At 69.4% G+C, this 25,964-nt stretch carries 25 protein-coding genes; 12 read left to right on the top strand and 13 right to left on the bottom strand.

Features of this window, described 5'->3' with window-relative positions:
• Nucleotides 1-20: 20 nt before the first annotated feature.
• Together QIS96_RS21880 and QIS96_RS21875 are read right to left on the bottom strand one after the other, a co-directional pair.
• Nucleotides 21-932, bottom strand: a complete 912-nt coding sequence (locus QIS96_RS21880) for a proline dehydrogenase family protein (RefSeq protein ID WP_282544380.1) — start codon at nucleotides 930-932, stop codon at nucleotides 21-23.
• 317 nt (nucleotides 933-1,249) lie between these two features.
• Nucleotides 1,250-1,942 carry a GntR family transcriptional regulator gene (locus QIS96_RS21875; protein WP_282544379.1) on the bottom strand — a complete coding sequence of 231 codons (693 nt, stop codon included), beginning with the start codon at nucleotides 1,940-1,942 and terminating at the stop codon, nucleotides 1,250-1,252.
• 139 nt (nucleotides 1,943-2,081) lie between these two features.
• Between QIS96_RS21875 and pruA the strand changes: the two genes are divergently transcribed.
• The 3 genes from pruA to QIS96_RS21860 all read left to right on the top strand — a co-directional run bounded on the left by pruA (nucleotide 2,082) and on the right by QIS96_RS21860 (nucleotide 6,615).
• Nucleotides 2,082-3,740: an L-glutamate gamma-semialdehyde dehydrogenase gene (gene pruA / locus QIS96_RS21870; RefSeq protein ID WP_282544378.1), complete on the top strand. Its 1,659-nt coding sequence runs from the start codon at nucleotides 2,082-2,084 to the stop codon at nucleotides 3,738-3,740.
• A gap of 17 nt (nucleotides 3,741-3,757) precedes the next feature.
• The gene (locus tag QIS96_RS21865) at nucleotides 3,758-5,110 is read left to right on the top strand and encodes an MFS transporter (protein ID WP_282544377.1); all 1,353 of its coding nucleotides are present in this window, start codon (nucleotides 3,758-3,760) and stop codon (nucleotides 5,108-5,110) included.
• Between the two features lie 149 nt (nucleotides 5,111-5,259).
• Nucleotides 5,260-6,615 carry an MFS transporter gene (locus QIS96_RS21860; RefSeq protein WP_282544376.1) on the top strand — a complete coding sequence of 452 codons (1,356 nt, stop codon included), beginning with the start codon at nucleotides 5,260-5,262 and terminating at the stop codon, nucleotides 6,613-6,615.
• 71 nt (nucleotides 6,616-6,686) lie between these two features.
• On the opposite strand, the gene QIS96_RS21855 is transcribed toward QIS96_RS21860, so the two are convergent.
• Nucleotides 6,687-7,562 carry a LysR family transcriptional regulator gene (locus QIS96_RS21855; protein ID WP_282544375.1) on the bottom strand — a complete coding sequence of 292 codons (876 nt, stop codon included), beginning with the start codon at nucleotides 7,560-7,562 and terminating at the stop codon, nucleotides 6,687-6,689.
• A 190-nt stretch (nucleotides 7,563-7,752) separates the two neighbouring features.
• Here QIS96_RS21855 and QIS96_RS21850 point away from each other — a divergent pair, with 190 nt between their 5' ends.
• The 3 genes from QIS96_RS21850 (at nucleotide 7,753) to QIS96_RS21840 (ending at nucleotide 10,832) form a co-directional block, all read left to right on the top strand.
• Entirely contained in the window at nucleotides 7,753-8,913 is a 1,161-nt protein-coding gene (locus tag QIS96_RS21850) for an FAD-dependent oxidoreductase (RefSeq protein WP_282544374.1), read from the top strand.
• Nucleotides 8,910-10,133, top strand: a complete 1,224-nt coding sequence (locus QIS96_RS21845; RefSeq protein WP_282544373.1) for an allantoate amidohydrolase — start codon at nucleotides 8,910-8,912, stop codon at nucleotides 10,131-10,133. Before QIS96_RS21850 ends, QIS96_RS21845 begins: the two co-directional genes overlap by 4 nt.
• A gap of 129 nt (nucleotides 10,134-10,262) precedes the next feature.
• Nucleotides 10,263-10,832, top strand: a complete 570-nt coding sequence (locus tag QIS96_RS21840; RefSeq protein ID WP_282544372.1) for a HutD/Ves family protein — start codon at nucleotides 10,263-10,265, stop codon at nucleotides 10,830-10,832.
• 14 nt (nucleotides 10,833-10,846) lie between these two features.
• On the opposite strand, the gene QIS96_RS21835 is transcribed toward QIS96_RS21840, so the two are convergent.
• Nucleotides 10,847-11,524 (bottom strand): GntR family transcriptional regulator, encoded by a 678-nt coding sequence (locus QIS96_RS21835; protein ID WP_282544371.1) that lies wholly within the window; start codon nucleotides 11,522-11,524, stop codon nucleotides 10,847-10,849.
• 46 nt (nucleotides 11,525-11,570) lie between these two features.
• Between QIS96_RS21835 and QIS96_RS21830 the strand changes: the two genes are divergently transcribed.
• The 3 genes from QIS96_RS21830 to QIS96_RS21820 all read left to right on the top strand — a co-directional run bounded on the left by QIS96_RS21830 (nucleotide 11,571) and on the right by QIS96_RS21820 (nucleotide 14,281).
• A complete protein-coding gene (locus tag QIS96_RS21830; protein WP_282544370.1) occupies nucleotides 11,571-11,750 on the top strand; it encodes a hypothetical protein in 180 nt (59 codons plus the stop codon).
• Nucleotides 11,751-12,038: 288 nt separating this feature from the next.
• Nucleotides 12,039-13,142: an alcohol dehydrogenase family protein gene (locus QIS96_RS21825; protein WP_282544369.1), complete on the top strand. Its 1,104-nt coding sequence runs from the start codon at nucleotides 12,039-12,041 to the stop codon at nucleotides 13,140-13,142.
• A gap of 14 nt (nucleotides 13,143-13,156) precedes the next feature.
• Nucleotides 13,157-14,281 carry a mandelate racemase/muconate lactonizing enzyme family protein gene (locus QIS96_RS21820; protein WP_282544368.1) on the top strand — a complete coding sequence of 375 codons (1,125 nt, stop codon included), beginning with the start codon at nucleotides 13,157-13,159 and terminating at the stop codon, nucleotides 14,279-14,281.
• A gap of 105 nt (nucleotides 14,282-14,386) precedes the next feature.
• On the opposite strand, the gene QIS96_RS21815 is transcribed toward QIS96_RS21820, so the two are convergent.
• The 4 genes from QIS96_RS21815 to QIS96_RS21800 are packed head-to-tail and all read right to left on the bottom strand — an operon-like array spanning nucleotide 14,387 to nucleotide 17,387.
• Entirely contained in the window at nucleotides 14,387-15,106 is a 720-nt protein-coding gene (locus QIS96_RS21815; protein WP_282544367.1) for a maleylpyruvate isomerase family mycothiol-dependent enzyme, read from the bottom strand.
• A 28-nt stretch (nucleotides 15,107-15,134) separates the two neighbouring features.
• Nucleotides 15,135-16,415 carry a M24 family metallopeptidase gene (locus QIS96_RS21810; protein ID WP_282544366.1) on the bottom strand — a complete coding sequence of 427 codons (1,281 nt, stop codon included), beginning with the start codon at nucleotides 16,413-16,415 and terminating at the stop codon, nucleotides 15,135-15,137.
• A 42-nt stretch (nucleotides 16,416-16,457) separates the two neighbouring features.
• Entirely contained in the window at nucleotides 16,458-17,009 is a 552-nt protein-coding gene (locus QIS96_RS21805; protein WP_282544365.1) for a TetR/AcrR family transcriptional regulator, read from the bottom strand.
• 42 nt (nucleotides 17,010-17,051) lie between these two features.
• On the bottom strand, nucleotides 17,052-17,387 hold the full coding sequence (locus QIS96_RS21800; protein ID WP_282544364.1) for a winged helix-turn-helix transcriptional regulator: 336 nt from the start codon (nucleotides 17,385-17,387) through the stop codon (nucleotides 17,052-17,054).
• Nucleotides 17,388-17,452: 65 nt separating this feature from the next.
• Between QIS96_RS21800 and QIS96_RS21795 the strand changes: the two genes are divergently transcribed.
• Complete coding sequence (locus QIS96_RS21795; protein ID WP_282544363.1) at nucleotides 17,453-18,295, top strand: NmrA family NAD(P)-binding protein; 843 nt, start codon at nucleotides 17,453-17,455, stop codon at nucleotides 18,293-18,295.
• A 25-nt stretch (nucleotides 18,296-18,320) separates the two neighbouring features.
• Here the strand turns inward: QIS96_RS21795 and QIS96_RS21790 are convergent, their stop codons facing one another.
• The 4 genes from QIS96_RS21790 to QIS96_RS21775 all read right to left on the bottom strand — a co-directional run bounded on the left by QIS96_RS21790 (nucleotide 18,321) and on the right by QIS96_RS21775 (nucleotide 22,291).
• Nucleotides 18,321-18,605 carry a hypothetical protein gene (locus tag QIS96_RS21790; RefSeq protein ID WP_282544362.1) on the bottom strand — a complete coding sequence of 95 codons (285 nt, stop codon included), beginning with the start codon at nucleotides 18,603-18,605 and terminating at the stop codon, nucleotides 18,321-18,323.
• A 158-nt stretch (nucleotides 18,606-18,763) separates the two neighbouring features.
• Nucleotides 18,764-20,068, bottom strand: coding sequence for a flavin monoamine oxidase family protein (locus QIS96_RS21785; RefSeq protein ID WP_282544361.1), 1,305 nt, complete (start codon nucleotides 20,066-20,068; stop codon nucleotides 18,764-18,766).
• 201 nt (nucleotides 20,069-20,269) lie between these two features.
• Entirely contained in the window at nucleotides 20,270-20,794 is a 525-nt protein-coding gene (locus QIS96_RS21780; RefSeq protein ID WP_282544360.1) for a flavin reductase family protein, read from the bottom strand.
• 90 nt (nucleotides 20,795-20,884) lie between these two features.
• The gene (locus QIS96_RS21775; protein ID WP_282544359.1) at nucleotides 20,885-22,291 is read right to left on the bottom strand and encodes an LLM class flavin-dependent oxidoreductase; all 1,407 of its coding nucleotides are present in this window, start codon (nucleotides 22,289-22,291) and stop codon (nucleotides 20,885-20,887) included.
• A 561-nt stretch (nucleotides 22,292-22,852) separates the two neighbouring features.
• Between QIS96_RS21775 and QIS96_RS21770 the strand changes: the two genes are divergently transcribed.
• Nucleotides 22,853-24,190 (top strand): MFS transporter, encoded by a 1,338-nt coding sequence (locus tag QIS96_RS21770; protein WP_282544358.1) that lies wholly within the window; start codon nucleotides 22,853-22,855, stop codon nucleotides 24,188-24,190.
• 41 nt (nucleotides 24,191-24,231) lie between these two features.
• On the top strand, nucleotides 24,232-25,011 hold the full coding sequence (locus tag QIS96_RS21765; protein ID WP_282544357.1) for a 2-keto-4-pentenoate hydratase: 780 nt from the start codon (nucleotides 24,232-24,234) through the stop codon (nucleotides 25,009-25,011).
• A 117-nt stretch (nucleotides 25,012-25,128) separates the two neighbouring features.
• Here the strand turns inward: QIS96_RS21765 and QIS96_RS21760 are convergent, their stop codons facing one another.
• Nucleotides 25,129-25,920: an IclR family transcriptional regulator gene (locus QIS96_RS21760; protein WP_282544356.1), complete on the bottom strand. Its 792-nt coding sequence runs from the start codon at nucleotides 25,918-25,920 to the stop codon at nucleotides 25,129-25,131.
• Nucleotides 25,921-25,964 lie beyond the last annotated feature (44 nt).

Raw genomic sequence — 25,964 nt, 5'->3', positions numbered from 1 at the left:
TGTCGGCATCGGCGGACATGTCAGCCGCCCACCAGCGAGCGCAGGAAGAACAGCAGGTTGGCGGGGCGCTCGGCCATGCGGCGCATCAGGTACGGGTACCACTGCGTGCCGAACGGCAGGTACACGCGCACCCGGTAGCCGTCACGCACCAGCTCCTTCTGCAGGTCGCGGCGGACGCCGTACAGCATCTGGAACTCGTAGTCCTTCTTGTCGACGCCCGCGTCCTTGGCCGCCTGCTTGGCGAAGTCGATGCAGATGTCGTCGTGCGTGCCGAAGGCGGGGTCGGGGCAGTTCGCAAGGACGTAGCGGGTCAGGTGCAGATACTGCGCCGTGACCTCCTTGCGGTCCTGCTGGGCGCGGTGCAACGGCTCGTCGTACGCGCCCTTGACCAGGCGGAGCCGCGGCTTGACCTCGGTGAAGGTCTCCAGGTCCTCTGGAGTGGAGCGCAGCGCGGCCTGGATGGCCATGCGGGATTGGGGGTAGCGCGGCAGGGCCTTGCGGAACAGGTCCATGGTGTCGCGGCCCACGGAGCTGTGCTCCATGTCGACCTCGACGACGACGCCGTTCTGCTCGCCCGCCTCGAAGAGGCGCTCGAGGTTCTTGGCGCAGGCGGCCACGTCGACGGCGATGCCGAGCTGGGAGAGCTTGACCGAGACCGTCGAGCCGGGGACGTGCTCGGCGATGGCCTCGATGGTCTCGATGTACTGGTCGGTGGCGCGGGTCGACTCGGCCAGGTCGAAGACGCTCTCGCCGAGGAGGTCGAGGCTGACGTCGATGCCGTCCTTGTTGAGCTCCTTGGTGGCCTTGATGGCTTCTTCGAGGGTGACACCGGCGACGAAGCGGCTCACCAGACCACGGGTGAGCTTGTTCTTGCTGATCTGTCGTTCGAGCTTCTTGCTCTCGGCTGCCTTCAGCAGCAGGTTGCTCAGCACATCGATCCCCAGATGAACGGGGTCCGGCGGAAAGGGCGGACCGGGGGCGGGAGATGGGATTGGGGGCAGCTCCCGCAGAGGGCGGCAAGACGGCTCGCGCTCCGCGGGGCTGCTGAGGCAGGAACCTAAGATGTGATCACGAATCTCACAACCCCCACTTGACCGTAACTCGGCGTTCGCTCAAGCAATTTCTGACGGCCACTGACCGAGCGCAGGGCGCTGACATGCGAAAACGGGGCGCCGGCTGCCGCCGACGCCCCGCGAGATATCTGTTCAAGTAACTGAAATTTTACAAACCCTCTGAGCGCGCAGACCGCTCACAGCATCGAGCGCACCGACGCGGAGAACCCCAGCAGATGCGCCTGCGCCGCCTTGCGCGCGGCACCCGGCCGGCGCGCACAGATCTCCTCGACGACCTCGTCCTGCGCACAGGAGCGCGGGGTGCTCGGCCGGGCCCGGACGAGGCCGTAGTGCCAGATCCGCATGGCCAGGTTCGAGTACTGAGTGAGGGTCGCCTCTAGGTACGGATTGTGAGCGGCACGGTAGATCGCGCGGTGGATCTCGGTGTCCTGGGTGATGTAGTCGCGGGACACCTCGACCGCGTCCTCCATCGCCTCGGCCATGCGCTTCAGCTCGGCGCACTCCTCGTCGGTGGCGCGCTCCGCGGCCAGCGCCGCGGCCAGTCCCTCCAGGTCGGTGCGGACTTCGGTGAGCCAGCGCTCGTCGCTGATGTTGATCTCGGCGACGAACGTGCCGCGGCGCGGATAGATCACGGCGAGCCGCTCGTGGCGCAGCCGCTTGAGGGCGTCGCGCACCGGAGTCAGACCGACGCCGAGGTCACGGCTCAACTGCTTCTCGTCCAACGGGTCGCCCGGCTGCAGCTTCACGGTGATGATGTCGTCGCGCAGCCGCACGTACGCGCTCTCGGCGAGCGACCCGCCACGGGACGCCGTACGCGGCCCGGCGAGGGAGCCCTCAGCAGCCTCGATCAGATCGATGTCTTGACTCATACCGAACAGTGTAAGTACCGTCGCGCTGAAATTTCAGTGCAACGTTCATAGCCTTGCTCTTGCGCTGCCCCTTCGCCCCGCCCCGGTCCCGCCGCCGCAGCCACAGCGCGGCCGGCCCCCTGGAATCCTGAGGAAAGCAATGGCAAACACCATCGTCCACAACGGCACCGTCCGCGTCCCCGCCCCGTACAACGAGCCCGCGAAGGACTACGCGCCCGGCTCCCCCGAGGCCGTGCGCCTGTATGCCGAGCTCGACCGGGTCAAGGGCGAGGTCCGCGAGCTGCCCCATGTCATCGGCGGCGAGCGGCAGTTCGACGGCGAGAAGGTCGACCTGGTCGCCCCGCACAACCACGCCCACGTGCTCGGCCGCATCCCGAAGGCCGACGAGAAGCAGGTGCAGGCGGCCATCGACGCCGCGCTCGCCGCGCAGGAGTCGTGGGCCAACACCCCCTGGTACGAGCGGGTCGCGATCTTCCTGCGCGCGGCCGACCTGGTCAGCGGCAAGTACCGCGACGAGCTGCTCGCGACGACGATGCTGCACCAGTCGAAGACGTACCACCAGGCCGAGATCGACGCCTGTGAGCTGGCGGACTTCTTCCGCTACAACGCCCACAACGCCGCGCAGATCTACGAGCAGCAGCCCACCTCCCCCGCCGGCCAGTGGAACGTCATGGACCACCGCGGCCTGGAGGGCTTCGTCCTGGCGATCACCCCGTTCAACTTCACGGCCATCGCGGGCAACCTGCCCTCGACCCCGGCCATGATGGGCAACACCGTCGTCTGGAAGCCTTCGGAGAAGTCGGCGCTGTCCAGCGACGTCGTCATGCGGCTCTTCGAGGAGGCGGGCCTGCCCGCCGGTGTCATCAACCTGGTCCACGGCAGCGGTCGCGCCATCTCCGAGCAGGCCATGGCCCACGAGCAGTTCGCCGGCCTGAACTTCACCGGCTCCTCCGCGGTCTTCCGCGGCCTGTGGAAGACCGCCGGCGTCAACATCGAGAAGTACCGCGCCTACCCGCGCCTGGTCGGCGAGACCGGCGGCAAGAACGCGATCGTCGCGCACTCCTCGGCCGACCCGGAGGCGCTGCTCGTCGCGATGGTCCGCGGTGCGTACGAGTACCAGGGCCAGAAGTGCACCGCCGCCTCGCGCGTCTACATCCCCCGCAGCCTGTGGGAGGCCGGCCTGGAGACCAAGCTCGTCGAGACCGTCAAGGGCCTCAAGGTCGGTGACATCACCGAGCACGAGACGTACGTCGGCGCGGTCATCGACGAGGTCTCCGCCGACCGCCTCGCGGACGCCCTCGAGCGCGCCAAGGCCCTCGCCAGCCACACCCTGCTCGCCGGTGGCACCGTCCGCAAGGACAAGGGCTGGTTCGTCGACCCGACCCTGTTCGTGACGACCGACCCGAGCGCCTTCACCATGAAGGAGGAGTTCTTCGGCCCGCTCCTGACCGTCCACGTCTACGACGACGCCGAGGTCGAGTGGTACGACCTCCTCAAGCTCGTCGACGGCACCAGCGAGTACGCCCTGGGTGGCTCGATCTTCGCCCGCGACCACGCCGCCATCACCGAGGCGCTGTCCGTCCTGCGCAACACCGCCGGAATGATGTACGTCAACGACAAGCCGACCGGCGCGCTCATGGGCGTGCAGTCCTTCGGCGGCGGCCGCGCCTCGGGCACCAACGACAAGACGGGCTCCCCGCTGGCGCTGCAGCGCTGGGTCAGCGGCCGGTACATCAAGGAGAACATGAGCCCCGACCTCGACTGGACGTACCCGTACATGGGCACCTCCGGCAACTGAGAGCGGACGTACGGCAGATGAGCTCCAACAGAATCGACGACGCGCCGCTCTCCGGCTTCCACAAGAAGCTGGCCCTGTACTCCTCGGGCGGCCCGTTCCTCGACGGGTACATCCTCAGCATCATCGGCGTCGCGATGACGCAGATCACCCCGCAGCTCCAACTCTCCGAATCCGCCCAGGGGTTGATCGGCGCCTCGGCGCTCATCGGCATCTTCCTGGGCGCCTTCGCGGGCGGTTGGCTGACGGACAAGTTCGGCCGGCAGGTCCTCTACACCGTGGACCTGGTCGCGATCATCGTGTGCTCGGTGGCCCAGTTCTGGGCCACCGACCCGGTGTGGCTGTTCGTCCTGCGGCTCGTCATCGGCATGGCCGTGGGCGCGGACTACCCCATCGCCACGTCCCTGATGGCCGAGTTCACGCCGCGCAAGCACCGCGGTGTGCTGCTCGGCGGGCTGTTGGTGATGTGGTTCGCGGGCGGTTCGATCGCGTACATCGCCGGTGAGGCGATGCTGTCGCTCGGCGACGACGGCTGGCGGTGGATGCTGGCCAGCGCTGCCCTGCCGGCCACCGTCATCGTGCTGCTGCGGCTCGGCACGCCCGAGTCGCCGCGCTGGCTGGTGAAGAAGGGCCGTACCGTGGAGGCCGAGAAGATCCTCAAGGATGTCTTCGGCCCCGAGGCGACCCTGGCCGACCTGGGCGAGGAGGAGCGCGAGAACGTCGACGTGAAGGCGATCCTGCGCTCCGGCTACGGCAAGCGGATGCTGTTCGTCTCGGTCTTCTGGACGTGCTCCGTCGTCCCGCTGTTCGCGATCTACGCCTTCGGCCCCGTCATCCTCGACGCCCTGAAACTCGAAGGGGACCTCGCGAGCTACGGGTCGGCCGTCATCAGTGTCCTGTTCACGCTCGGCACGGTCGCCGCGCTGTTCGTCGTCAACCGGATGGGCCGCAGGACCCTGCTGACGCACAGCTTCGTCTGGTCGGGTGCGGCACTGCTGCTCCTCGGCCTGTTCCCCGACGCACCCTCATCGGTGGTCATGGCTCTGTTCTCGGCGTACGCGGTGCTCATCGGCGGCACCCAGATCCTGCAGTGGATCTATCCGAACGAGCTGTTCCCGACCGAGGTACGGGGCACAGCCGTCGGGCTCGCGTCGTCGCTCAGCCGGATCGGCGCTGCCGTGGGCACCTATCTGGTGCCGATGGCGCTGTCCGGCTGGGGCATCGGCAACACGATGCTCGCGGCCGCGGCGATCAGCATCGCCGGCGCCGTGGCCTCGGTGGCGTGGGCGCCGGAGACCCGAGGCCTGACCCTCCAACAGTCGGCGACGTTGTCGGACCCGGCTGAGCCGGCCCGGCAACCGGTGACCAACTGACGCAACACCCCTCGCGGCCGCTGCCGCCCCAACTGACAGGGCGGCAGCGGCCGTTGTCACACCCGGACACACCCCTCCCCCATGCAAGGCACCGAGCGAGTGCGGCGGCGCACCGTACATCCCAGGAACATCCCAGAACGAGGAACACCGTGACCGAGACCAGTACGCGACCCGTCGCCGCGGCCGGAACGCCGCCCCCTCCCCTGTCGACGAAGAAACGCCGCTTCCTGACCAAGCTGAGCGTGGTGATCGCCGGCGGCATGTTCATCGACGGCTTCATCCTCGGCAGCACGGGCGTCGTGATGCCGGCGATATCGGAGGACCTGGGCCTGTCGTCCGCCGGCGAAGGCCTGATCGCCGCGGCCGCGCTGCTCGGCATCTTCTTCGGCGGCCCGGTCGGCGGCTATCTTGCCGACCGGTTCGGCCGCAAATCGATGTTCACCATCGACCTCGCCCTGTTCCTGGTCTGTTCCGTGGCCCAGTTCTTCGTGTCCGAGGCGTGGCAACTCGTCGTGGTCCGCTTCGTGATGGGCCTGGCGATCGGCGCCGACTACTCCATCGGCTGGCCGCTCCTCGCCGAGTTCGCGCCCGCCCGCCTGCGCGGCCGGCTGCTCGCCGCGCAGGAAGTCGCCTGGTACGTGGGCTACTTGGTCTCGTACGCGGTCGGGTACGCGCTCGTCGCGTCGACGTCCGTCGGCTGGACCGTCATTCTCGGACTCAGCACCGTCCCGACCGTCGTCGTGCTGCTGCTCCGCCTCGGCACCCCCGAGTCCCCGCGCTGGCTGATGAGCAAGGGCAGGACCGAGGAAGCCACCTCCCTGGCCCGCGAGTACCTGGAAGAGGAGGATCAGCACGACCTGCAGACCCCGGCACCCCGCACCGAGGGCGGTTTCAGTCGTCTGTTCTCGCCCGAGTACCGCAAGGCCACGATCTTCGTCAGCGTCTTCTGGGTCTGCAACGTCACCCCGTACTTCGCCATCGGCGCCTTCGCCCCCACCGTCCTCGAACTCCTCGGCATCAAGGACGGCCTGTCCGGCGCGCTGGCGATCAACGGTCTCGTGGTCGTCGGGTCGCTGGTCTCGGTCCTGCTCATCGAGCGCGTCGGACGACGCAAGCTGGCCGTGCCGCCCTTCTGGATCTCCACCGTCGCCCTGGTCGTCATCGCCCTCTTCGCCGATGTCTCCCCCGCCCTGATCCTGGTCTGCTTCCTGGTGTTCTCCCTGGTCAACGCCGTCTCCACGGCTCTGTCCGGGGTGTATCCGGGCGAGGTGTTCCCCACCGAGATCCGCGGCGCGGGCGTCGGCTTCGCCACCGCCGCATCGCGCGTCGGCGCCGCGGCCGGCACCTTCCTCATGCCGCTCTCCGCCGAGGGGCTCGGCATCTCCACCACGATGCTTCTGGCTGCGGCCATCAGCCTGATCGGCGGCATCGTCTCGCACCGCCTCGCCCCCGAGACCAAGGGCCTCACCCTCAGCCAGGCCTGCGCCCCCACGCACTCCGCGTGAACCCGGAGCTCTCCACCGCGGCCGAGTGCCCCGTACGTGTCAGGACCCGTACACCTCGGGCCCCGTACGCGTCAGGCCCCGCTCGCGCGCAGCGCCTCGCGGAAGCGCTCGGCCGCGGGAGAGAGTTCCGCATCGGGAAGAGCCAGACACATGACGGTCCTGGGGTCGCCGGTGATACGGGCGACATGGACGGCGGCAGGGCGGAACGAGGAGACCGACTCGGGCAGCACCGTGAAGCCCATCCCGGCCGCCACGAACCCGAGCGCCGTCTCCTGGTGGACGACGCGCGTACGGACCCGGGGAAAGGGCAACCCGGCGAAGACCGGGCGGATCTCCGAGACGTAACCCGGCATGTCCCGCGCGGGGAAGAAGATCATCGGCTCGTCGGCGAGCGCCTGCGGGGAGACCTCGGCCTCGGCGGACAGGGGATGGTCGACGGACAGGCACGCTACGAGGCGTTCCTCGAAGAGGCGTTCCGTGCTGAGGTCGAGCGCTCCGGACTCGCCACGCACGAGGCCCAGGTCGAGCCGTCCCTCGTGCAGCTGCTCGGCCTGCTCGGCGCTGGTCAGGGGAACCAACTGCAGGTCGACGTCCGGTGCCGCCCGTCGGAAGTGGCGTACGGCCTGCGGCAGTACGGAGTAGCTGGCCGAGCTGGCGAAGCCGACCCGCAGTGTTCCCGCCCTGCCCTCAGCCACCGCCTGCAGGTCGGCGGTGGTCTCGTCGACCCGGGCGAGGATGTCGAGCGCCCGCCGGTAGAACTCCTCCCCCACCGCCGTAAGCCGCACGCTACGGGTGGTCCGCTCGAAGAGCCTGTGCCCCAACTCCCGCTCGATCCGTTGGATTTGAGCGCTGAGCGGAGCCTGGGCCATGTGCAGACGCTTGGCGGCGCGGCCGAAGTGCAGCTCTTCGGCGACCGCGACGACACAACGAAGCTGTCGGAGTTCCATGGGCTCGATTATCCCCGATTATCTCTCTCAGGAGATCAATCACGGAATCATTGATATTGGACGTACGGGGTAATCCCTGGCTGTACTGGAGGGGCCAGCGCACGGAACGTGCAGGTCACATCGACCGCACAAGGCACACACGTCGCACGCAGCGCACAGAACGCGCGACTCACAGAAAGCAGCCTCCATCGTGGATGTTGACCACTCTCAGTACGTCGTCGTCGGAGCGGGACTGGCAGGCGCGGCCACGGCGTGGCAACTCGCCGCCGCCGGGCACGAAGTCACGATCGTCGAGCGCGGCACCCCCGCCGACGAGGCCGGCAGCTCGCACGGCTCGGCGAGGATCTTCCGGTACGCCTACCCGTCCGAGTTCTACACGCGCCTGGTCACCCGCTCGCGTGCCCTGTGGTCGCAGCTGGAGGCCGCGAGCGCCCAGACGCTGATCACCTCAACCGGCGCTGTGGACTGGGGACTTGAGCGCGACCCCGCAGCGCTCACCGCGGTCCTGGAGCAGGTCGGGATCGAGCACGAGTTGCTCAGCCAGGACGAGGCGACCGCCCGGTGGCCGCAGTTCAACTTCGAGACCAAGGTGCTCTGGCACCCGCAGGCCGGCGTCATCGACTCCGAGCGCAGCGTCGAGGCCATGGTCGTCCAGGCTCAGAGGAACGGCGCACGGCTCCTCACCGACTGGGACCTGACGGCGGTCGAGCGCCGCGGCCACGGCTACACCCTGCGCAGCGCCGACGGCAGGCGGATCGACGCCGAGCGCGTGGTGATCGCGGCGGGCGGCTGGCTGCCGAAGCTGCTCGACCTGCTCCCCCTGCCCAGCGCGTTCCGGGCCGGCCTGCCGCACATCGAGGTCCGGCAGGAGCAGGCGTATCACTTCCGCTACCGGGAGAACCACCGCTGGCCGACCTTCATCCACAAGAACCTGCAGATCCAGACGTACGGCCTGCCCGGCGGTCGCGACGCGGACTTCCAGGGGCAGAAGGTCGCCGAGTTCAACGGCGGCAAGCTGCTGCACTCGGCCGCGGACCAGGACGGCACGGTGGACGCCAAGAACCGCGACCGCGTCATCAACTACGTCCGCCGCCACCACCCCGGCCTGGACCCCAAGCCGTACGCCGAGACCACCTGCCTGTTCACCAACACCCCGAACGAGCACTTCGTCCTCGACCGGTGTGAGGGGCTCACGATCCTGTCCCCGTGCTCGGGACACGGCGCGAAGTTCGCCCCGCTGATAGGCGCGCTCGCCGCAGGTGTCGCGACAGCCGCCGACGCGACGGCGGGCCGGACGCTGGTCCCCGAGCCCTTCCTGACCGGAACGACCCACGCAGGAGCGACCCGATGAGCTCGATGAACACCGTCGCCATGATGTCCTCGATCGCCGACGTCGGGCGCGACGCGCAGCGCGGCGGCTACAGCCGGCCGGTGTTCTCCACGGCCGAACTGGAGCTGCGTTCCTGGTTCACCGAGCAGGCGGAGAAGCGCGGTCTCGAAGTGGAGACCGACCGCAACGGCGCGCTCTGGGCCTGGCTGGACGCGCCCGGCAAGGAGCGCACCGACGTCGTCGTGACGGGCAGCCACCTCGACTCGGTGCCCGGAGGCGGCGCGTTCGACGGTCCGCTCGGCGTGGCCTCGGCGCTCGCGGCCGTCGACACGCTGCGCGAGCGCGGCCACCGCTTGGAGCGGCCACTGGCCGTCGCGGTCTTCCCCGAGGAGGAGGGCTCGCGGTTCGGGCTCGCCTGCCTGGGCTCGGGCCTGATGGCCGGCACCGTCGACCGCGACCGCGCTCTCGCCTTGCGGGACGACGACGGCAACACGTTGGCCGACCTCGCGCGCGGGGCGGGGATCGACCCGACGTACATGGGGCATGACCCCGCTCGGCTCGCCCGCATCGGCGCGTTCGTCGAGCTGCACGTCGAGCAGGGCCGCGGTCTGGTCGACCTCGACCACCCGGTCGCCGTCGCCACCAGCATCCTGGGGCACGGGCGTTGGCGGGTACGCGTCACGGGGCAGGGCAACCACGCGGGCACCACGGCGATGGACGACCGCCGTGACCCGATGGCCGCCGCGGCCGGCATCATCCTCGCCGCCCAGGACGCGGCGCGCGCCGTGCCCGAGGCCCGTGCGACGGTCGGCAAACTGCGGCCCGTCCCCGGCGGAGCCAACGTGATCGCCTCCACCGTCGACCTCTGGCTGGACATCCGGCACCCGGACGACGCCGCAGTGAACGCCCTGCTCGCCACGATCACCGCGCGCGTCACGGAGATCGCCGCCGCCCAGGGGTGCGCCGCGGAGGTCACCGCGGAGTCCTACAGCCCGACGGCCCACTTCCACGCCGGCCTGCGCGACCAGCTGTCCGCCTCGCTGCCCGGCGCCCCGCTGCTGCCGACCGGCGCCGGCCACGACGCGGGCGTGCTCGCGCCGCACATCCCGACGGGCATGCTGTTCGTCCGCAACCCCAGCGGCATTTCGCACTCGCCCGAGGAGTACGCCGAGGACACCGACGTGGAGAGCGGGACCGCAGCACTCGCCGACGTCCTGGTGGATCTGACGTCGAAGGCATGACCCGAAGGTGACAGGAACCGACCGGCCGCGCTACGAGGGGAGCGCGGCCGGTTCGCGGCACGGGCGCCGACATACCCTTCCTCCGCACCGGCCGCCCGCAGAAGGACCCCAGCAGAAGTAGGAATCGCCATGCCCGCCCAGCACCCCACCACAGCCCGGATCATCCGCACGACCGACCTCACCCCTGAGCGGTGGGCCAACGGAGGCGGCTGGACCCGCGAAATCCACCGCGAACCCTCCGCAGCCCCGGACCACCTCCCCGCCTGGCGGCTCAGCCTCGCGGACATCGACGAGCCGGGCCCTTTCTCTTCCCTGCCGGGCATGGACCGCTACTTCCTGCTCGCGGCCCCGCGCTCCGCGCCCCTGGAGCTCGTGGTCGACGGCGTCCTGCACATCGTGCACTTCCCCCGGAGCATCACGTTCGCCGGCGACGCGGAGGTGTCCACGGCCGTCGTCCCGCCGGGCACCCGCGCCCTCAACCTCATGGTCCGCAGCGGAACCCCCGGCTCGCTCCAACTCCTGCGTGGCGACACGGAGTTGACCATCACCTCGCAGACCGCGTACGCCTTGGTCCTCCTCGACGGCGACGCGCACCTCGACGGCGGGAAACTCGCCCGGTTCGACGCGATCCTCCCCGGCAGAACCGGCGCACGCCTCACCCTGCGCCACGCGACGATGGCCTACTTCCCCTCCGCGTGACTACGTACTGAAACTCAGTGCGTGGCAACCCGCTGCAGGTAGGCGTCTCGGGACGGCAGCAGGTGGGCACGGCAGGTCTCCACCAGCGATTCCCGGTCGCCGTCCGTGAGCGCGCGGATGATCGCCCAGTGCTCCTTCCGGGAGCGCTCGCGCAGGTCCGCGGAGGTGGCGGTGACGGAGCGGACCGCATGGGTCATGCGGGCATGGCGGTTGATCGTCTCGACCAGGGCGGCGTTGTCCGCGAGGCCGAACAGGACTTGATGGAAGGCGGTGTTGCTATGGACGAGCGCGGGCAGGTCAGCGGTGTCGACGGCTGCGTCGTGGTCTTTCTGGATCGCGGTCAGGGCAGCCAGCCGATCGATGGCCACGGGCAGTTCGATGAGCCCCGCGCAGTGCGTCTCCAACAGCTCACGGACCGCGTAGACGTCACGCAGCTCCTTGGCCGTGTACGCGCGCACGAACGAGCCGATGTTGCGGCGCCGTTCGACGAGGCCCTGGCTCTCCAACTCCTTCAGCGCGCTCCGTACGACGTGCCGCTTGGCGTCGTACCGCTCCATCAGCTCGTCCTCGACCAGGCGCTCACGCGGGAAGCGAGTGCCCAGGACGATCTCCTGCTCCAGCCGTTCGATGAGGTCCGCCGCACCGCCCCCGGTCCGCCTCTCCGCGCCGCCGTCGGCCTGCTTCTGCGCCACGATCCGCCTCCTTGCCCTCATGGAGATTATCGATAATGGAGCGGCGATGACATCGTACGGTCTCGCGCCCGTGGACGACGGGCTGCGGTGCGGCCTCGAAGTCCCCGGGGACGCGGGGGTCGTGCTGCCTCTCAACGTCGCCGCCGAGGAACTGACCGCGCGCGCCGAGCCGACGCCGCCGCACCGACCCCCGGTCTCCCTCCTCGACCGCACGTGCCGCCGCTGAGCAGGCCCTGATCCGCCGGCCCAGCACCCGAGCGCACGTCTGAACACGTAGCCACTCAGCGCCTGAGCTGCCGTGCCTCTCCTCAACTTGACGCGGAGTACGTGCAGTTCACCCGTTCCGACTGCGTACGGGTCGCCGTTCCCCGGCTAACGGGGCGGCGCGTCTGCGACACACCCACGCGCGGTCCCTTTCCCTCTCGCCGCGCCCCCGCGCTCGTACGCTGCCGCGTCGCCGTGTCGTCGTACCCCAAGCGAGGCGCACTCTCAACTCCGAGCAAAGGAACCTGACTTGCTGCCCGAGACCATGTCCGCCGTGCTCCTGACGGGCCACGGCGGTATCGACAAGCTGGAGTACCGCACCGACGTCCCCGTCCCCTCGCCCAAGCCCGGCGAGGTGCTCATCGAGGTGGGCGCCGCCGGCATCAACAACACCGACATCAACACCCGCATCGGCTGGTACTCGAAGAAGGTGACGTCCGAGACCGAGTCCGGCGGTGCCGAGGGCTTCGGAGAGGTCGCGGACGGCGACCAGGCCACCTGGTCCGGCACCACCCTCACGTTCCCGCGCATCCAGGGCGCCGATGTCTGCGGCCGGGTCGTGGCCGTCGGCGAGGGGGTGTCCCCCGGCAGGATCGGCCAGCGCGTCCTCGTACGGACGATGCTCCGCGCCCCCGTCGACTTCGCCCCGTACGCCTGCTGGACGTACGGCAGCGAGTGCGACGGCGGCTTCGCCCAGTACGCGACCGCCCCGGCCGCAGACACCTACGCGGTGCAAAGCGACTGGTCCGACGAGGAGTTGGCGGCCGTGCCGTGCGCGTACTCCACGGCCGAGAACATGCTGCACCGGGCCGAAGTAGGCGCAGAACATGTGCTGATCACCGGTGCATCGGGCGGTGTGGGACTCGCCGCAGTCCAGCTCGCCAAGCGGCGCGGGGCCACCGTGACCGCCGTCTGCTCGGCCGCCAAGGCCGCCGACGTACTGGCCCAGGGCGCGGACCGGACGCTCGACCGCGACGCGGACCTCGTCGCCGAGCTGGGCGCGGGCTCCGTCGATGTGGTCGTGGACCTGGTGGCCGGGCCGCAGTGGCCCTCGCTCCTTGACGTGCTGCGCACCGGCGGCCGGTACGCGATCGCCGGGGCCATCGGCGGGCCGATCAGCGAGATCGACCTGCGCACGGTGTATTTGAAGGACCTCACCCTGTTCGGCTGCACGTTCCAGCCCGACGCGGTCTTCGAGAACCTCGTCTCCTACGTCGAGCGCAACGAGATCCGCCCCGTCGTCTCCGCGACCTTCCCGCTGGCGGACATCGCCTCCGCGCAGGAGGAATTCCTGAGCAAGAAGCACACCGGAAAGCTCGTCCTCGTTCCGCCGACCACCTCCAACCGCGACTGACGGAGTCCCACGCGATGAAGATCACCCAGATCGAGCTCTTCCAGGCCGAACTCCCGTACTCCGGCGGCACCTACCTGCTCTCCGGCGGCCGTACGTACACCTCCTTCGACGCCTCCATCGTCCGTGTCACCTGCGACGACGGCACGCAGGGCTGGGGCGAGTCCACCCCCTTCGGCTCCACCTGGATCGCCTCGCACGCACGCGGCGTACGGGCCGGCATCGAGGAGATCGCCCCGCACCTGCTCGGCCGCGACCCGCGCCAGTGCGACCGGATCAACGACGCCATGGACGAGGCCCTCACCGGGCACAACCACGCCAAGACCGCCATTGACGTTGCCTGCTGGGACGCGTTCGGCAAGTCGGTCGGCCTGCCTGTGGCGGAACTGCTCGGCGGCTCGACCGGCGTCGGCATGGCGCAGATGTCGTCCATCCACGCCGGCGACCCGGAGGAGATGCGGGCGCGAATCGCCGACCACCGGGCCCGCGGCTACCGCTCCCACTCCATCAAGATCGGTGCTTCGGAGGAGGAGGGCGGCCCGTCCCTCGACGCGGAGCGCATCGCCGCCAGCCTGGCGGACTTCCGCCCTGGCGAGTTCTTCCTCGTCGACGTGAACAACGGGCTGCTGCCCGAGTCCGTGCTGCGGATGCTCCAACTCCTGCCCTCGGGGCTCGACTTCACCCTCGAAGCTCCCTGCGCGACCTGGCGGGAGACCATGTCTCTGCGGAAGCGCTGCCCGTACCCGATCATCATCGACGAACTGGGCGTGGAGGACGCGGACATCGCGTTCGCGGCCGCGGGTGACGTGGCCGACGGCATCGGCCTGAAGATCTCCAAGGCGGGCGGTCTCACCCGCGGACGCCGCCACCGCGACATCGCTCGCGCCAACGGCCTGACCGTATCCGTCCAAGACACGGTCGGCTCCGAAATCGCCTTCGCCGGCATCGTCCACCTCGGCGCCACTGTCCCGCCCCGGATGCTGCGCTCGGTCCTCAACTGCGCGGACATGGTGACGCTGAAGACCGCCGAGTTCGACGCGGTGGGCAAGGACGGCCTCGTACGACCGCCTGCCGCACCGGGCCTGGGCATCACGGTCGACGAGAAGGTCCTCGGCGCACCGATCTCGACGTGGGCGCTGTGACGGGCTGAGCTGGGCTGACGCCCCCGGCTCGGAACATGACCGGCAGTCCCCGAAGCAACAGGGCTTCGGGGACTGCCGGTTCGGCGTTGCGGGAGCTGGGATGGGTCAGGACCACGCGGGTGGTGTGGGCAGGAGTCCGCTGTCGGTGCTTACGTCGGCGACCGCGCCACGGCCGATGAGCCAGACCAGCAGGTGCCCAGCAGTGCCGTGAATACGGGGAGTGGCCATCGTCGGATGCCCGACGAGATGGTGCGCCCCGGTGTCCACGTCGAACAGGTGGACCGCCCAACCGTCTTCGCGTCCGCTGAACGAGCCGACGGTTTCGGTGAGGGCCCGCTGAGCGAACTCCGTGGGCCAGTCGTCGGGGGTTCGCCCAGCGGCGAGGTCAAGGTGGTGGATCTCGACTTCCTTGAGCCGAACCCACAGGAGCCGCTCAGCGGGGAAGGCCTCTCCGTCCAGGAACCGGACCTCCTGACTCCACGCGGCGTGCGGCATTGCGTCGATGTCCGAGGCCAGCAGCCCGGCGGACTCCCGAAGGTCGGCGAGGACTACGCCCGGCGGCCTGCCGGCTCCCGCCTCGATGTCCTCGGCGCGATGCCGTGCGCTGGCGTACATCGGCGTGGGGCGTCCGGTGCGCGCCCAGGTCAGGAGGTTGCGCATCCCATCGGCGTTCCGCGCGAGGTGGGTCAGCACATGGCCGCGGGACCACCCTGGGAGGAGGGAGTCCTCCTCCGTCCCGCCCGGGTGAAGTCGCTCCGCCGTTTCAAGCAACTGCTGTGTGGCCTTGTCCAGTTCGCGCGCCTGGTCCTGCAGATCGGCAGGCATGATCAAGGGGTTCTCCTTAGGCATGCGGTCAGACCTCTTCCCAGGGAAATCGGTCGAGGCGCTCGGGCCCGGTGGCCGTGATGAGGACTTGGGTTTCGAGTTTGATGCTCTCCGACCCCGCTTCGGCGATCAGACTCTCCACATTGACGACCATGTTTTCCTGGAACGCTCCGCCGTGGTTGTGCTCGAAGTCGGGGTGGAGATGCACCCAGGGCCATTCGTCGGCCATTCCGGTGCCGTGCGCCGCGACCGAGTACCGGTACGGCAGGTACTTTTCGGGAATTCGCCAGGAGAGCTCGTTGAACTCCTCGAAGCTCAATCCGGGGCGAAGCAACGCGGTGTTGTGTTCGATCTGTTCCCGAGCCACTGCGTACAACTCACGCTGCTTGGCCGTCATTTCAACATGACCGCAGGTCCAGGACCGGGAGAGGTCAGCGCAGTACCCGTACGGCCCGATCATGTCGGTGTCGAACGAGATCATGTCTCCCAGCTCAACGCGCGCGTCGGAGCACTCCCGATACCAGGGGTTCGTACGAGTACCAGCCGTTAGGAGCTTCGTCTCCAGCCATTCCCCGCCGGAGCGGGCGTTCTCGAAGTGGAGTTCCGCCCAGATCTCCCGCTCGGTTCTGCCCGGTTCGGAGACTTCGTACATGCGCGCCATCCCCGCTTCGCAGACCCGGATCGTCCAGCGCATCAACTCGATCTCGTCAGCACTCTTGATGCAGCGGGCGTGCTCGGTCAGTTCCTGGCCCTCAACGATCTCGATGCCGCGCTTCTCCAAAGCAGCGACCCCGAGGTGCTCGAGCTTGTCGACAGCCAGCCGACGGTTGCGTCCCCGTTCGGCGATCAGGTCCGCGATCTCATCGGCCCACGTTCCGACGCGGTCTTCGAGATGTTCGCCGGCGACCAAGTACAGCCACGTACGCGCTGCGCGGATCTCGTCGACAAGGGAAAGGCCGTCGTTGACGTGCTCTGCGCCGTGGAACTCGAAGAGAACCGCGGGGCCGTCGGCGAAGATCAGTGCGTAGCGAGCGGCGTTGTGCATCGTCCAGATGCTCATGTTGACCGAGTCCAACGCGTAACGGATGTTGACCGGGTCGTAGAGCAGAATCGCCGCGCAGTCATGCTGTTCCAACTGCTCGCGGATTCGCGCCAGTCGGTAGCTGCGTGCCCCCTCAAGTACGTCTGAAGTCAGCGGGCTCTGCAGCGGCTTGTCCGCGCCTTCAGGGTTGAGGAAAGTGCGTTTGCGTTCGTCCTTGAAGACAGGCGGAGCAACGTGGTCGCCAGAGGCGTTGCGGAACGCTGACACAGCAATTGCCCTTTCTGAAAACGATTTCCCCACCGAGCTGGCCTAGAGGATGCCTTCGGCGGACAGCGCGGCACGAGCAGCGCGCAAGGCCGCCTTCGTGGCCTTCTCCCGTCCCTGCAGGCGAGCCGCCTGCGTCATGCCCTCGTGCAGCAGGAAGAGCGTTTCGGCCAAGTGTCCGGTGTCACGGTCCGGCGCAATCTCCTGCAAACGCCGCCGGAATTCCTCGGCAAGCCGCTCCTTGTGCGCAGTGACCGTCGCGGCGATGGCCTCGCTGTTCGGATATTCGGCCAGCGCATTCAGGAAGAGGCAGCCCGTGTTGGCCACCTCGGCCAGCCAGTCCCCCAGCCGAACTAGGGGGTACAGCACATGCTCCACGCCGTCCGCCGGACCGCCGGCGAGCCACTCGAAGTAGGCCCGGTCCCGATGCTCAAGCGCGCCGACGATCATCGACTCGCGACTGGGGAAGTACTTGTAGAGCGTCCTCAGCGAGACATCGGCGTCGGCGCGCAGGGCCCCGACGCCCTGCTCGGCGAATCCTTGCTCGGCGAAACTCCGCTCCAGATCACCCGCGATCCGCTGCTTCCTGTCGGCCACGCGCACAAGGTAGAACAATCGCTCTACCCACGTCCACCTCCATCAGACAGCCGCCTCAACTCCCGGGTCCGGGACGCCCATCGCCCAGTCGCCCATGGCCTCAAGCACCTCGCGCAGGCCCTCGCCGAGCGGCGTGAGGGCGTACTCGACGCGGGGCGGGATCTCCGCGTACGTCGTGCGCGTGACGATTCCGTGGCGCTCGAACTGGCGGAGGCGGCTGGTCAGGGTGTGCGGGCTGATGCCGGGCAGCGCCTCGCGGAGCTCGGTGAAGCGGTGCGGGCCGTGCAGCAGCTCGCGCACGATCAGCGTGGCCCACGGACCGTTGAGCAGCGTGAGGAAGCGGGCGACTCCGCACTCGGGCAGACAGGGTTCGGTCATGTTCTTGACGATAACTCCATTAGTGCAGTTGATGTAACTGGTGCATCGCATGCACTAATGGCTCCATGACCTACGTGATCCATGGCGCCACCGGCGCCCAAGGTGCCCCCGTCGTCGCTGCTCTCGTCGCCGCGGGCAAGTCCGTGACCGCCCTGACCCGCAAGCCGGACACCGTCGTGGAAGGCGCACGTGTGCTGGCCGCCGGCTACGACTCGGTCAAGGCGCTGACCGACGCGTACCGGGGCGCCGACGGCGTCTTCGTCCATCTGCCGGTGGTCGCCGAGGAGGACCGCCTGGCCTACGCGCGCAACATCGTCGCCGCCGTCCGCGCCGCCCGCCCGGCCCGCGTCGTGTTCTCCACGAGCGGCGCGCCGACGGCCCCGGAGGCCGGCGGCGCGGCGGCCGAGTTGGCCGCGGGCCTGGCGGAGAGCGGAGTGTCGTACGTGGTGATCGCGCCCACGCTGTACCTGGAGAACCTGCTCATGCCGTACGTGATGGACACGGTCCGCGAGCGGGGCGCGCTGCCGTACCCGATCCGCGCGGACTTCCCCGTCTCCTGGGCGTCGCACCTGGACATCGCCGACGTCGCACTCGCCCTGTTCGAGCGCGGCGACGTGTCTGGTGAGGTGTCCGTGGGGCAGTACCCGGCGCTCATCGGGCCGGAGTTGGCCTCGGCGTTCGGTGCGCACTTCGGCAAGGAGGTCGTGTTCGAGCCGATCACGCCCGAGGAGATGCGGGCCTCGGTCGCGCCGGTGATCGGCGAGGGTCCGGCCGCCGATGTCGCGGGTCTCTACCAGGCCATGAGCGCACTCCCCCACCGCTCGATCGTCCCGGAGAGCTCCGCCCAGGAACTCCTCGGCGTCACACCGCGTACGACGGGCCGCTGGCTCAAGGACATGGGCCTCTGAGCGGCTGAAGTCCGGCTCCGGGCAATCAGCGCACAGGGCGCTCCCGGAGCCACTGCAGGCAGCGGCGGGTCAGGCTCTTGCTGAGGCCTGTGCGCTGGGCCAACTCGGCCGCGTCGGCGCGCACTTGGGTTCCGGTGGTCCGGCCGGAGGCCGACAGCGCGGAGGCGACCCTGCGCAGGGCCCACGCCGGCGGTGCGTTCCGCGAGCCGTCGTACGAGCGGGTGGGGGCCTGTTCGTCGCGTGCCGGTGCGGCGCTCCCCAGCGTGCGCGGGCGGACGGCCCTGCCGGGTGCCACGGCTGTGCTCTCCATGGCACACCTTCCTTTCCTCGTACGCGACACCGGTCCTGCCGAGAGGAAGGCTCGGCAGGACCGGCGGTGAGTCCCGCGGCGGCTGTCCCTCGGGCACCGCGGGCGGATGAGTGGCCGGGCTTGGTGACTCCCCGGCCCGGTGGGGCTGTCGGCCCTCGTCAGGCGAGGCTCTCGCGAACCTGGCGGGCGACGCGGGTGGCGCTCTCCACCGCCCCGTCGATGAACCCGGCCCAGATGTTGGCGTAGTCGCCGCCCGCGAAGTGCAGTACGCCGGACGGGGCTTGGAGTGCGGCGTGGTGGCCGGTGAACTGGCCGGGCCGCTGGATCAGCCAGGTCTCGCGGGAGTTCTCGTCGGCCATCCAGTCGTGGCCGCCGACCTCCAGGACCTCCAGGTCGTCGCGCCACACCTTCAGGGCGGCGGCGATCGCGTCCCGGTCGTTGACGTCGATGCGGGTGGCGTCGGCGCCGAAGGCGACCAGGACCGCGTCGTCTTCGCCGATGAATTCGGTGCGTACGACGGAGAGCGGGTGGTGCTGCGAGGAGTAGGCGAAGAACGGCTTGATCGGGCCGCGCACGCGGATCCAGGCCTTCGCTCCCTGCGACGCGGTCTTCTCGCGGGCCGGGGCGAGCTTCGCCTCGGGCAGGGCGGGGGTGACGTCCAGACCGTCGAGGAGGTTCTGGCCGAGGGTGACGATCACGCGGCGGGCGTTGACCGTGTGCCCGTCGCCGTAGGTCACGGTGGCGCCGTCGGCGTCGTGGGTGATCGAGCGGACCGGCGCGCTCAGGCGGATGTCGGCGTTCCCCGAGGCCTCCGCGTCCGCCGCGATCGCCGCGACCAAACCCTTCGTACCGCCCGCGAGCCGGAAGATCGCCGACGACTCGTGCATCAGGTGCCACGCGCCGGCCGAAGCGGCGGTCCAGCGCAGGGCGTTGACGAACGAGCACTGGTCGAGCGGGGCGTTGAAGTGGCCGACCCAGGCCGCCTCGTTGGCGTTGCGCTCCTCGACCGGCAGGTCCAGCTCGTCGAGCTTCTCCTGCACCGTCCAGGCATCGGCCTTGGCGAGGTCCGGGTTGCGCAGCGGGTCGTCCGGGCGCGGGATCCACGTCATGGTCTCTTCGAGGAGGCGGGTCATGCCGGGGTCGATGAGGTTCATGAAGTCGTCGAGGGTGCCGCGGCGGACCTCGTCCCCGGCGAGCCAGAAGGTCTCCTCGGAGCGCGGGCCGCGGGTCACCTCCAGGCCGTAGCGGTTGACCTCGGCCCAGGCATGCGGCTGCGTCCAGTGCAGCCAGGTGCCGCCGATCTCCAGGTCGCGGCCGAGCCGGTGGTCGGTCCAGGTGCGGCCGCCGAGCCGGTCCCGCGACTCCAGCACCACGGTCTCCAGGCCCTGGCGGCCGAGTTCGCGGGCCGCGACCAGGCCCGCGACGCCCGCTCCGACGATGACGATGTCTGCTTGCTCATTCATGGTTGCCCTCCGGGGCCGGTGTTCTTTGCGAATGCCCCTTCAACGGGGTTCCTGTTGCGCACAGTTGGGGTGGGGTGGGACGGCGCGCAGTGTCGGCCGCGCGCCGTCGTCACGGACGTGCCGGGGCAGGAACCGGCACTCCGTTTCCCCCTCCTCTGAGGTGCCCTCAGAGGTGTACGGGTTGGCCACGGGCGGGGCCGGTCAGGCGGCTGCCGGGAGGCGGTAGCCGCCGAGCTTGCCCTTGTGGAAGACGAGCGGCTCGGTGAAGCCGCCGTCCATGCGCAGGACGCGGCCGATGACGATGACGTGGTCGCCGCCGTCCAGCTCCTGCTCGATCTCGCAGTCGATCCAGGCCGAGGCACCGAGGAACTGCGGGCAGCCCTCCGGCGACGGCACCCACTCCACGCCCTCGAACTTGTCGCCGGACTTCCGCGACAGGGCCTTGCAGACGTCGGTCTGGTGCTCGGCGAGGACGCTGGCGCTGAACCGGCCGCCGCTGCGGATCTTCGGCCAGCTGCTGGAGGAGCGGTCGACGCTGAAGGTGACGAGGGCGGGGCTGAGCGAGAGGGACTGGAACGTCCCGACGATCATCCCGGCCGGGCGCAGGGTCTCGACCTCCACACCGGTGATCGCCACCACGCCGGTGGGCAGATGCCCCATGACATCGCGGAAGAGGCGCTGGTCGACGGCGTTCTGGACGCCCGTGGCGGTGCTGGTGACAGTCATGGCGACGGTTCCTTCCACGTCATTGTGCGAGGAGTGCGGGACGGCCGAGTGCGCCCTGGAGCAGGACGGGCGGCAGTCGGGGGGCGGGGGTCAGCTGGTGAAGTCGGCGCCGGTGCCAGGGGCGGCGGCGCGGATCTTCGAGGCCGGGTGGGCATCGAGGGTGTAGTTCTGGCCGACGCCGTAGAAGGACTCGCGGAGGGTGGCGGCGTTCTCGTCGTACTCGGTGCGGGCGAGGCCCTCCTCGCGCAGGACGGGGAGCGCGAGCTCGATGAAGTCCTGCCAGCCGCCGGGCTTGGTGGCGTAGGAGAGGTTGAAGCCGTCGAGGTCGGCGGTCTCCTGCCACTTGCGCATCTCGGCGGCCACCGTCTGCGGGGAGCCGACGATCACGGCACCGCTGCCGCCGATGCCGATGAACTCGGCGACCTGCCGGGTGGTCCACTTCCGGTTCGGGTCGGCCTTGGTGAACATCTCGACCATCGAGCGGGACGCCTCGACGTCCACGTATTCGAGGGGCATGTCCGGGTCGACGCCGGACAGGTCGATGCCGGTCCAGCCGGCGAAACGGGCGAGCGCGCCGTCGTAGGAGACGTTGCGGACGTGCTCCTCGTACTTGGCCTGCGCCTCGGCGTCCGTCGGGGCGACGATCACGGTCATCAGGGCGAGGACCTTCACCGAGCGCGGGTCACGGCCGGCCTCAGCGACGGCGGTACGGATCTTGTCGACGCTGCGCCGGGTCATCTCCGGGGTCATCGTGTTGACGAACACCGCCTCGGCGTTGGCGGCGGCGAACTTCATGCCCCGCGAGGACGTGCCCGCCTGGAACAGCATCGGCGTGCGCTGCGGCGACGGCTCGCACAGGTGGATGCCGGGCACGTCGAAGTACTGGCCCTTGTGCCGGATCGAGTGGATGCGCGCCGGGTCCAGGTAGGTGGCGCTCTCCGCGTCCCGGACGACGGCGTCGTCCTGCCAGGAGCCCTCCCACAGCTTGTAGACGACCTCCATGTATTCGTCCGCCAGGTCGTAACGCTGGTCGTGCGGGATCTGCTGCGAGAGACCGAAGTTGCGGGCCGCGGCGTCGCTGTAGGAGGTGACGATGTTCCAGCCGACCCGGCCCCCGGTGAGGTGGTCGAGCGTGGAGAAGCGGCGGGCCAGCGAGTACGGCTGCTCGTACGTGAGCGAGGCCGTGACGCCGAAGCCGAGGTGGCGGGTGTGCGAGGCCATCGCGGAGACGAGCAGCGTCGGGTCGTTGATGGGGAACTGTGCGGCGTCGCGGAACGCGGCGTCCGGGGTGCCGCCGTACACGTCGTGGTAGCCGACGTTGTCCGCGAAGAAGATCCCGTCGAAGCGGGCCTCCTCCAGCATCTTCGCCGTGTCCGTCCAGTAGCTCAGGTCCGTGTACCTGAAGCCCTGGTCGGCGGCGTCCCGCCAGGATCCCGCCGTGAGGTGGGCGGGGGCGCTGACGTCGAAAGCGAAGAGTTTCAGCGGCTGGGTGCTCATGTGGTGTCCCTCCCGGAGCGCGAGCGAGGAGCTGTCCGTCGGTCCTCGCAGAGCCGCGAGGCGTTGAGACGTCTACGTTCACCATTCGAACGATGCGTTCAGTTTGAGATGCGCATCGCCTTCCGTCAAGAGGGTGTGGTCGACCGATTCGGGCCGGTCCCGGACAAGGCCGAATCCGCCCCGCCCAACCGACGGCGACTCCGCCGCCCGGGACTCGGAAAGGCCAGGTGAAGGCGGTCGGCTGGCGTCCAGCGCTGCACAGCGGAGCCACGCGAACTCTTGACAGCCCGGAAACGGTCGTGGAAATTTGCGGTCGGCAGCGCGGCCTCAGATTGAACATCACGTTCATACAATGCGGATGTTCTCTTGAGGGCCCACACTGCCCGGCATCGACCTACGTGCGCCGATCGCCATCCGTAGGCACACCCCCACGTACAGGCTGCCGAGCACCCCGGCGAGCAGCTCTCTGCGCACCGCACCCGCACCCCGTCCGGCGCATCCCGGCTCTTTCCCACCCGTTGATGCGTCGGCACGTCGTACCACCGAAGTGGAGAACCGCCGATGACCGCCCTCACCGAGAGTCCGCCGCCGACTGCCGCCAGAGGCGGGGAGAGCAGGACGTTCCTTCGCCGCCTGACCGCGATCGCGTCCGGCGGGATGTTCATCGACGGCTATGTGCTCGGCACCATCGGCGCCGTCAACGCCGCCATCAGCAAGGACCTGGGCCTCTCCGCCGCCTGGCAGGGCCTGATCGCGGCATCGGCTCTGATCGGCATCTTCTTCGGCGGTCCGCTCGGCGGCTATCTGTCGGACCGGTTCGGCCGCAAGCGCATGTTCACGCTCGACATGGCGGTCTTCGTCGTCGGCTCGGCATTGCAGTTCCTCGTGGACACCGGCTGGCAGCTGTTCCTCGTACGTCTCCTGATGGGCATCGGCATCGGCGCCGAGTACTCGATCGGCTGGCCGCTGCTGGCCGAGTTCGCGCCCACCCGGCTGCGCGGCAAGCTCCTCGCTCTGCAGGAGTTCGCCTGGTACCTCGGCTACATCGCCTCGTACGCCATCGGCTACGGGCTCGGCTCCGCGTACGACCTGGACTGGCGGATCATCCTCGCCACCAGCACCGTCCCCGCGGTCATCCTCTTCATCGCCCGCGCCGGCACGCCGGAGTCGCCGCGCTGGCTGATGAGCAAGGGCCGCGTGGAGGAGGCGAAGGCCATCGCAGAGAGGTACTTCGAGGACCCCACCGACATCGCCGACCTCGCCGACGAGCAGGTCCGCAAGGCCAGCTTCTGGCGGCTGTTCTCCCCCGCCTATCTCAAGGTGACGGTGTTCATCTGCGTGTTCTGGTTCTGCACGGTCACGCCGTACTTCGCCATCGCGTCGTTCGCGCCCACCGTGCTCGCCGACTTCGGCCTGGGCGACGGGTTCATGGGCGCGCTCTGGGTCAACGGCCTCGCGCTCGCCGGCGCGGGCACCACGTTCGTCCTGATCGAGCGCGTCGGCCGACGGAAGCTGGTCATCCCGCAGTTCTGGACGTGCGCCCTGGCCCTCGGAGTCGTCGGCTTCTGGCCGACCGCCGCGCCCGTGGTGATCCTGCTCTGCTTCCTGCTCTTCGCGTACACCAACGCCATGTCCACGGCGGTGACCGGTGTCTACCCGAACGAGGTGTTCTCGACGGACATCCGTGGCGCGGGCATCGGCCTGGCGACCGCGACCAGCCGGATCGGCGCGGCCCTCGGCACGTTCCTCGTGCCGACCGCCCTGTCCACCATCGGCGTCGGCCCGACCATGCTCGTCGCCGCGGCGCTCTGCGTGATCGGCGCGGTCGTCACCCAGATCACCGCCCCCGAGACCCGGGGCCTCCCGCTCAGCGTCACCTCGGCGCCGGCCCAGCGCTGAACACGCCACTCCGCCCGCTTCTCCCGCAAGGAACCTCAGCCATGGACCAGCACCTCGTCTCGATCGCCGACGCCATCGAAGCGGCCCGCCGCGAGCGCCGGGCCATCACCCCGCTCACCGACGCGCTGCCCGACCTCGCGCTCGCCGACTCCGTCGCCATCCAGCAGCACAACGTCCGCTGCCGCATCGCCGACGGCGACCGCCTCGTCGGCTACAAACTCGGCAACATCGCCAAGGCCATGCAGGAGGCCTTCGGCGTCGACCAGCCCGACTACGGCCACCTCCTCGCCGGCGACTTCCTCCTGGAGAACCGACCCGTCCAACTCGACCGGTTCATCGAGCCGTTCGCCGAAGTCGAGCCGGCCTTCCTGCTCAAGGACCGCCTGGAGGGCCCGAACGTCACGGTCGCCGACGTGATCCGCGCGACCGAGTACGTCCTCCCTGCCGTCGAGATCATCGACTCCCGCTTCAAGGACTGGCGCATCCAGATCGCCGACACCCTCGCCGACAACGGCTCCGTCGGCGCCATCGTCCTCGGCACCACCCCCAAGCCCCTGACCGAGCTCGACTTCTCCGCGATGCACGGCACGTTGCACTACGACGACGAGCAGGTCGGCTCGGGCCCCGCCTCCGCCGTACTCGGCAACCCCATCGCCGCCATCGCCTGGGTCTGCAACGAACTCTCCCAGTACGGCATCGCCTTCGAGCCGGGCCAGATCATCCTCCCCGGCAGCTGCCTGGAGGCGGTCCCCCTGAAGCGCGCGGCCACGGTGACGGCGGAGTTCAACGGGCTCGGACGGGTGCAGTTCGAGGCGGTCTGACCCCGCCCCGGCACAAAACCACTCCCGAGGGGGCCGCCGGGATGCATTGCGCGGTTGTGCGGACCGCGCAATGCATCCCGGCATTTTCCTGTCAGACGCCCGGCGGGTTCTGACCTGTCAGTCCGTCTGCTCCCACAGCACCCCGGCGAACCGCTCCACCATGTGCCGCATCAACTCCAGCGTGCCGGGGATCTGTTCACGCGTCAGGCGGTAACGGGGGCCGTTGACCGTCAGGATCGCGATCAGTTCGCCGGCCGGGTCCCGCACCGGGCGGGACAGCGAGAGCAAGCCCTCTTCAAGCTCGTTGTCGATGATCCCGTACCCCTGCTCACGAACCTGGTCCAGCTCGCGGAGCAGATCCGTGCGGTCCGTGATCGTCTGCCCGGTGAACGCCTCCAGCTTCTCCGGCAGCAGCGCCGTCACCCGCTCCCGGCCGAGCTCGGCGAGGAACACCTTCCCCGTCGAGCTGGCGTGCAGCGGATAGTGCTGCCCGCGCATGTCCTGGTTCATCACGCCCACGACATGCGAGCCGTACGCCTCCGCGATCAGCTCCAGACCGTTGTTGGGCGTGGGCACGGAGAGCGTGGCCGACTCGTTCAGCTCGTCCGCCAGCTCCTGCAGCAGCGGCTGCGCACGCTGCGCCACGCCCGAGTGCGGATCCGCGTACCGGCCGAGGCGGGCCAGCTCCCAGCCCAGTACGTAGTTGTTGTCGATGCGGTCCACGAGGCCGGCGTGCTCCAGGCTGAGCAGCAGCCGGAACGTGGTCGGCCTGGACATCCCCACAGCCTTCGCAAGTGTGGTCGCGGTGGCACCGCCGCCCGGCTGGGCCGCCAGTTCCCGCAACAGGCGCGCCGCCTTCACCACGGACTTGTTGATCAGCTCGGCGGGCGCGGCGGAGTCGTCGCTCATGGGGACCTCTTTGGTGCGTGGGGGGCAAATCTGCGGCCGTACGC

The organism is Streptomyces cavernicola, assembly GCF_029968035.1.
Taxonomy (GTDB): Bacteria; Actinomycetota; Actinomycetes; order Streptomycetales; family Streptomycetaceae; genus Streptomyces; species Streptomyces cavernicola.
This window is presented reverse-complemented; position numbering and strand designations above follow the sequence as displayed.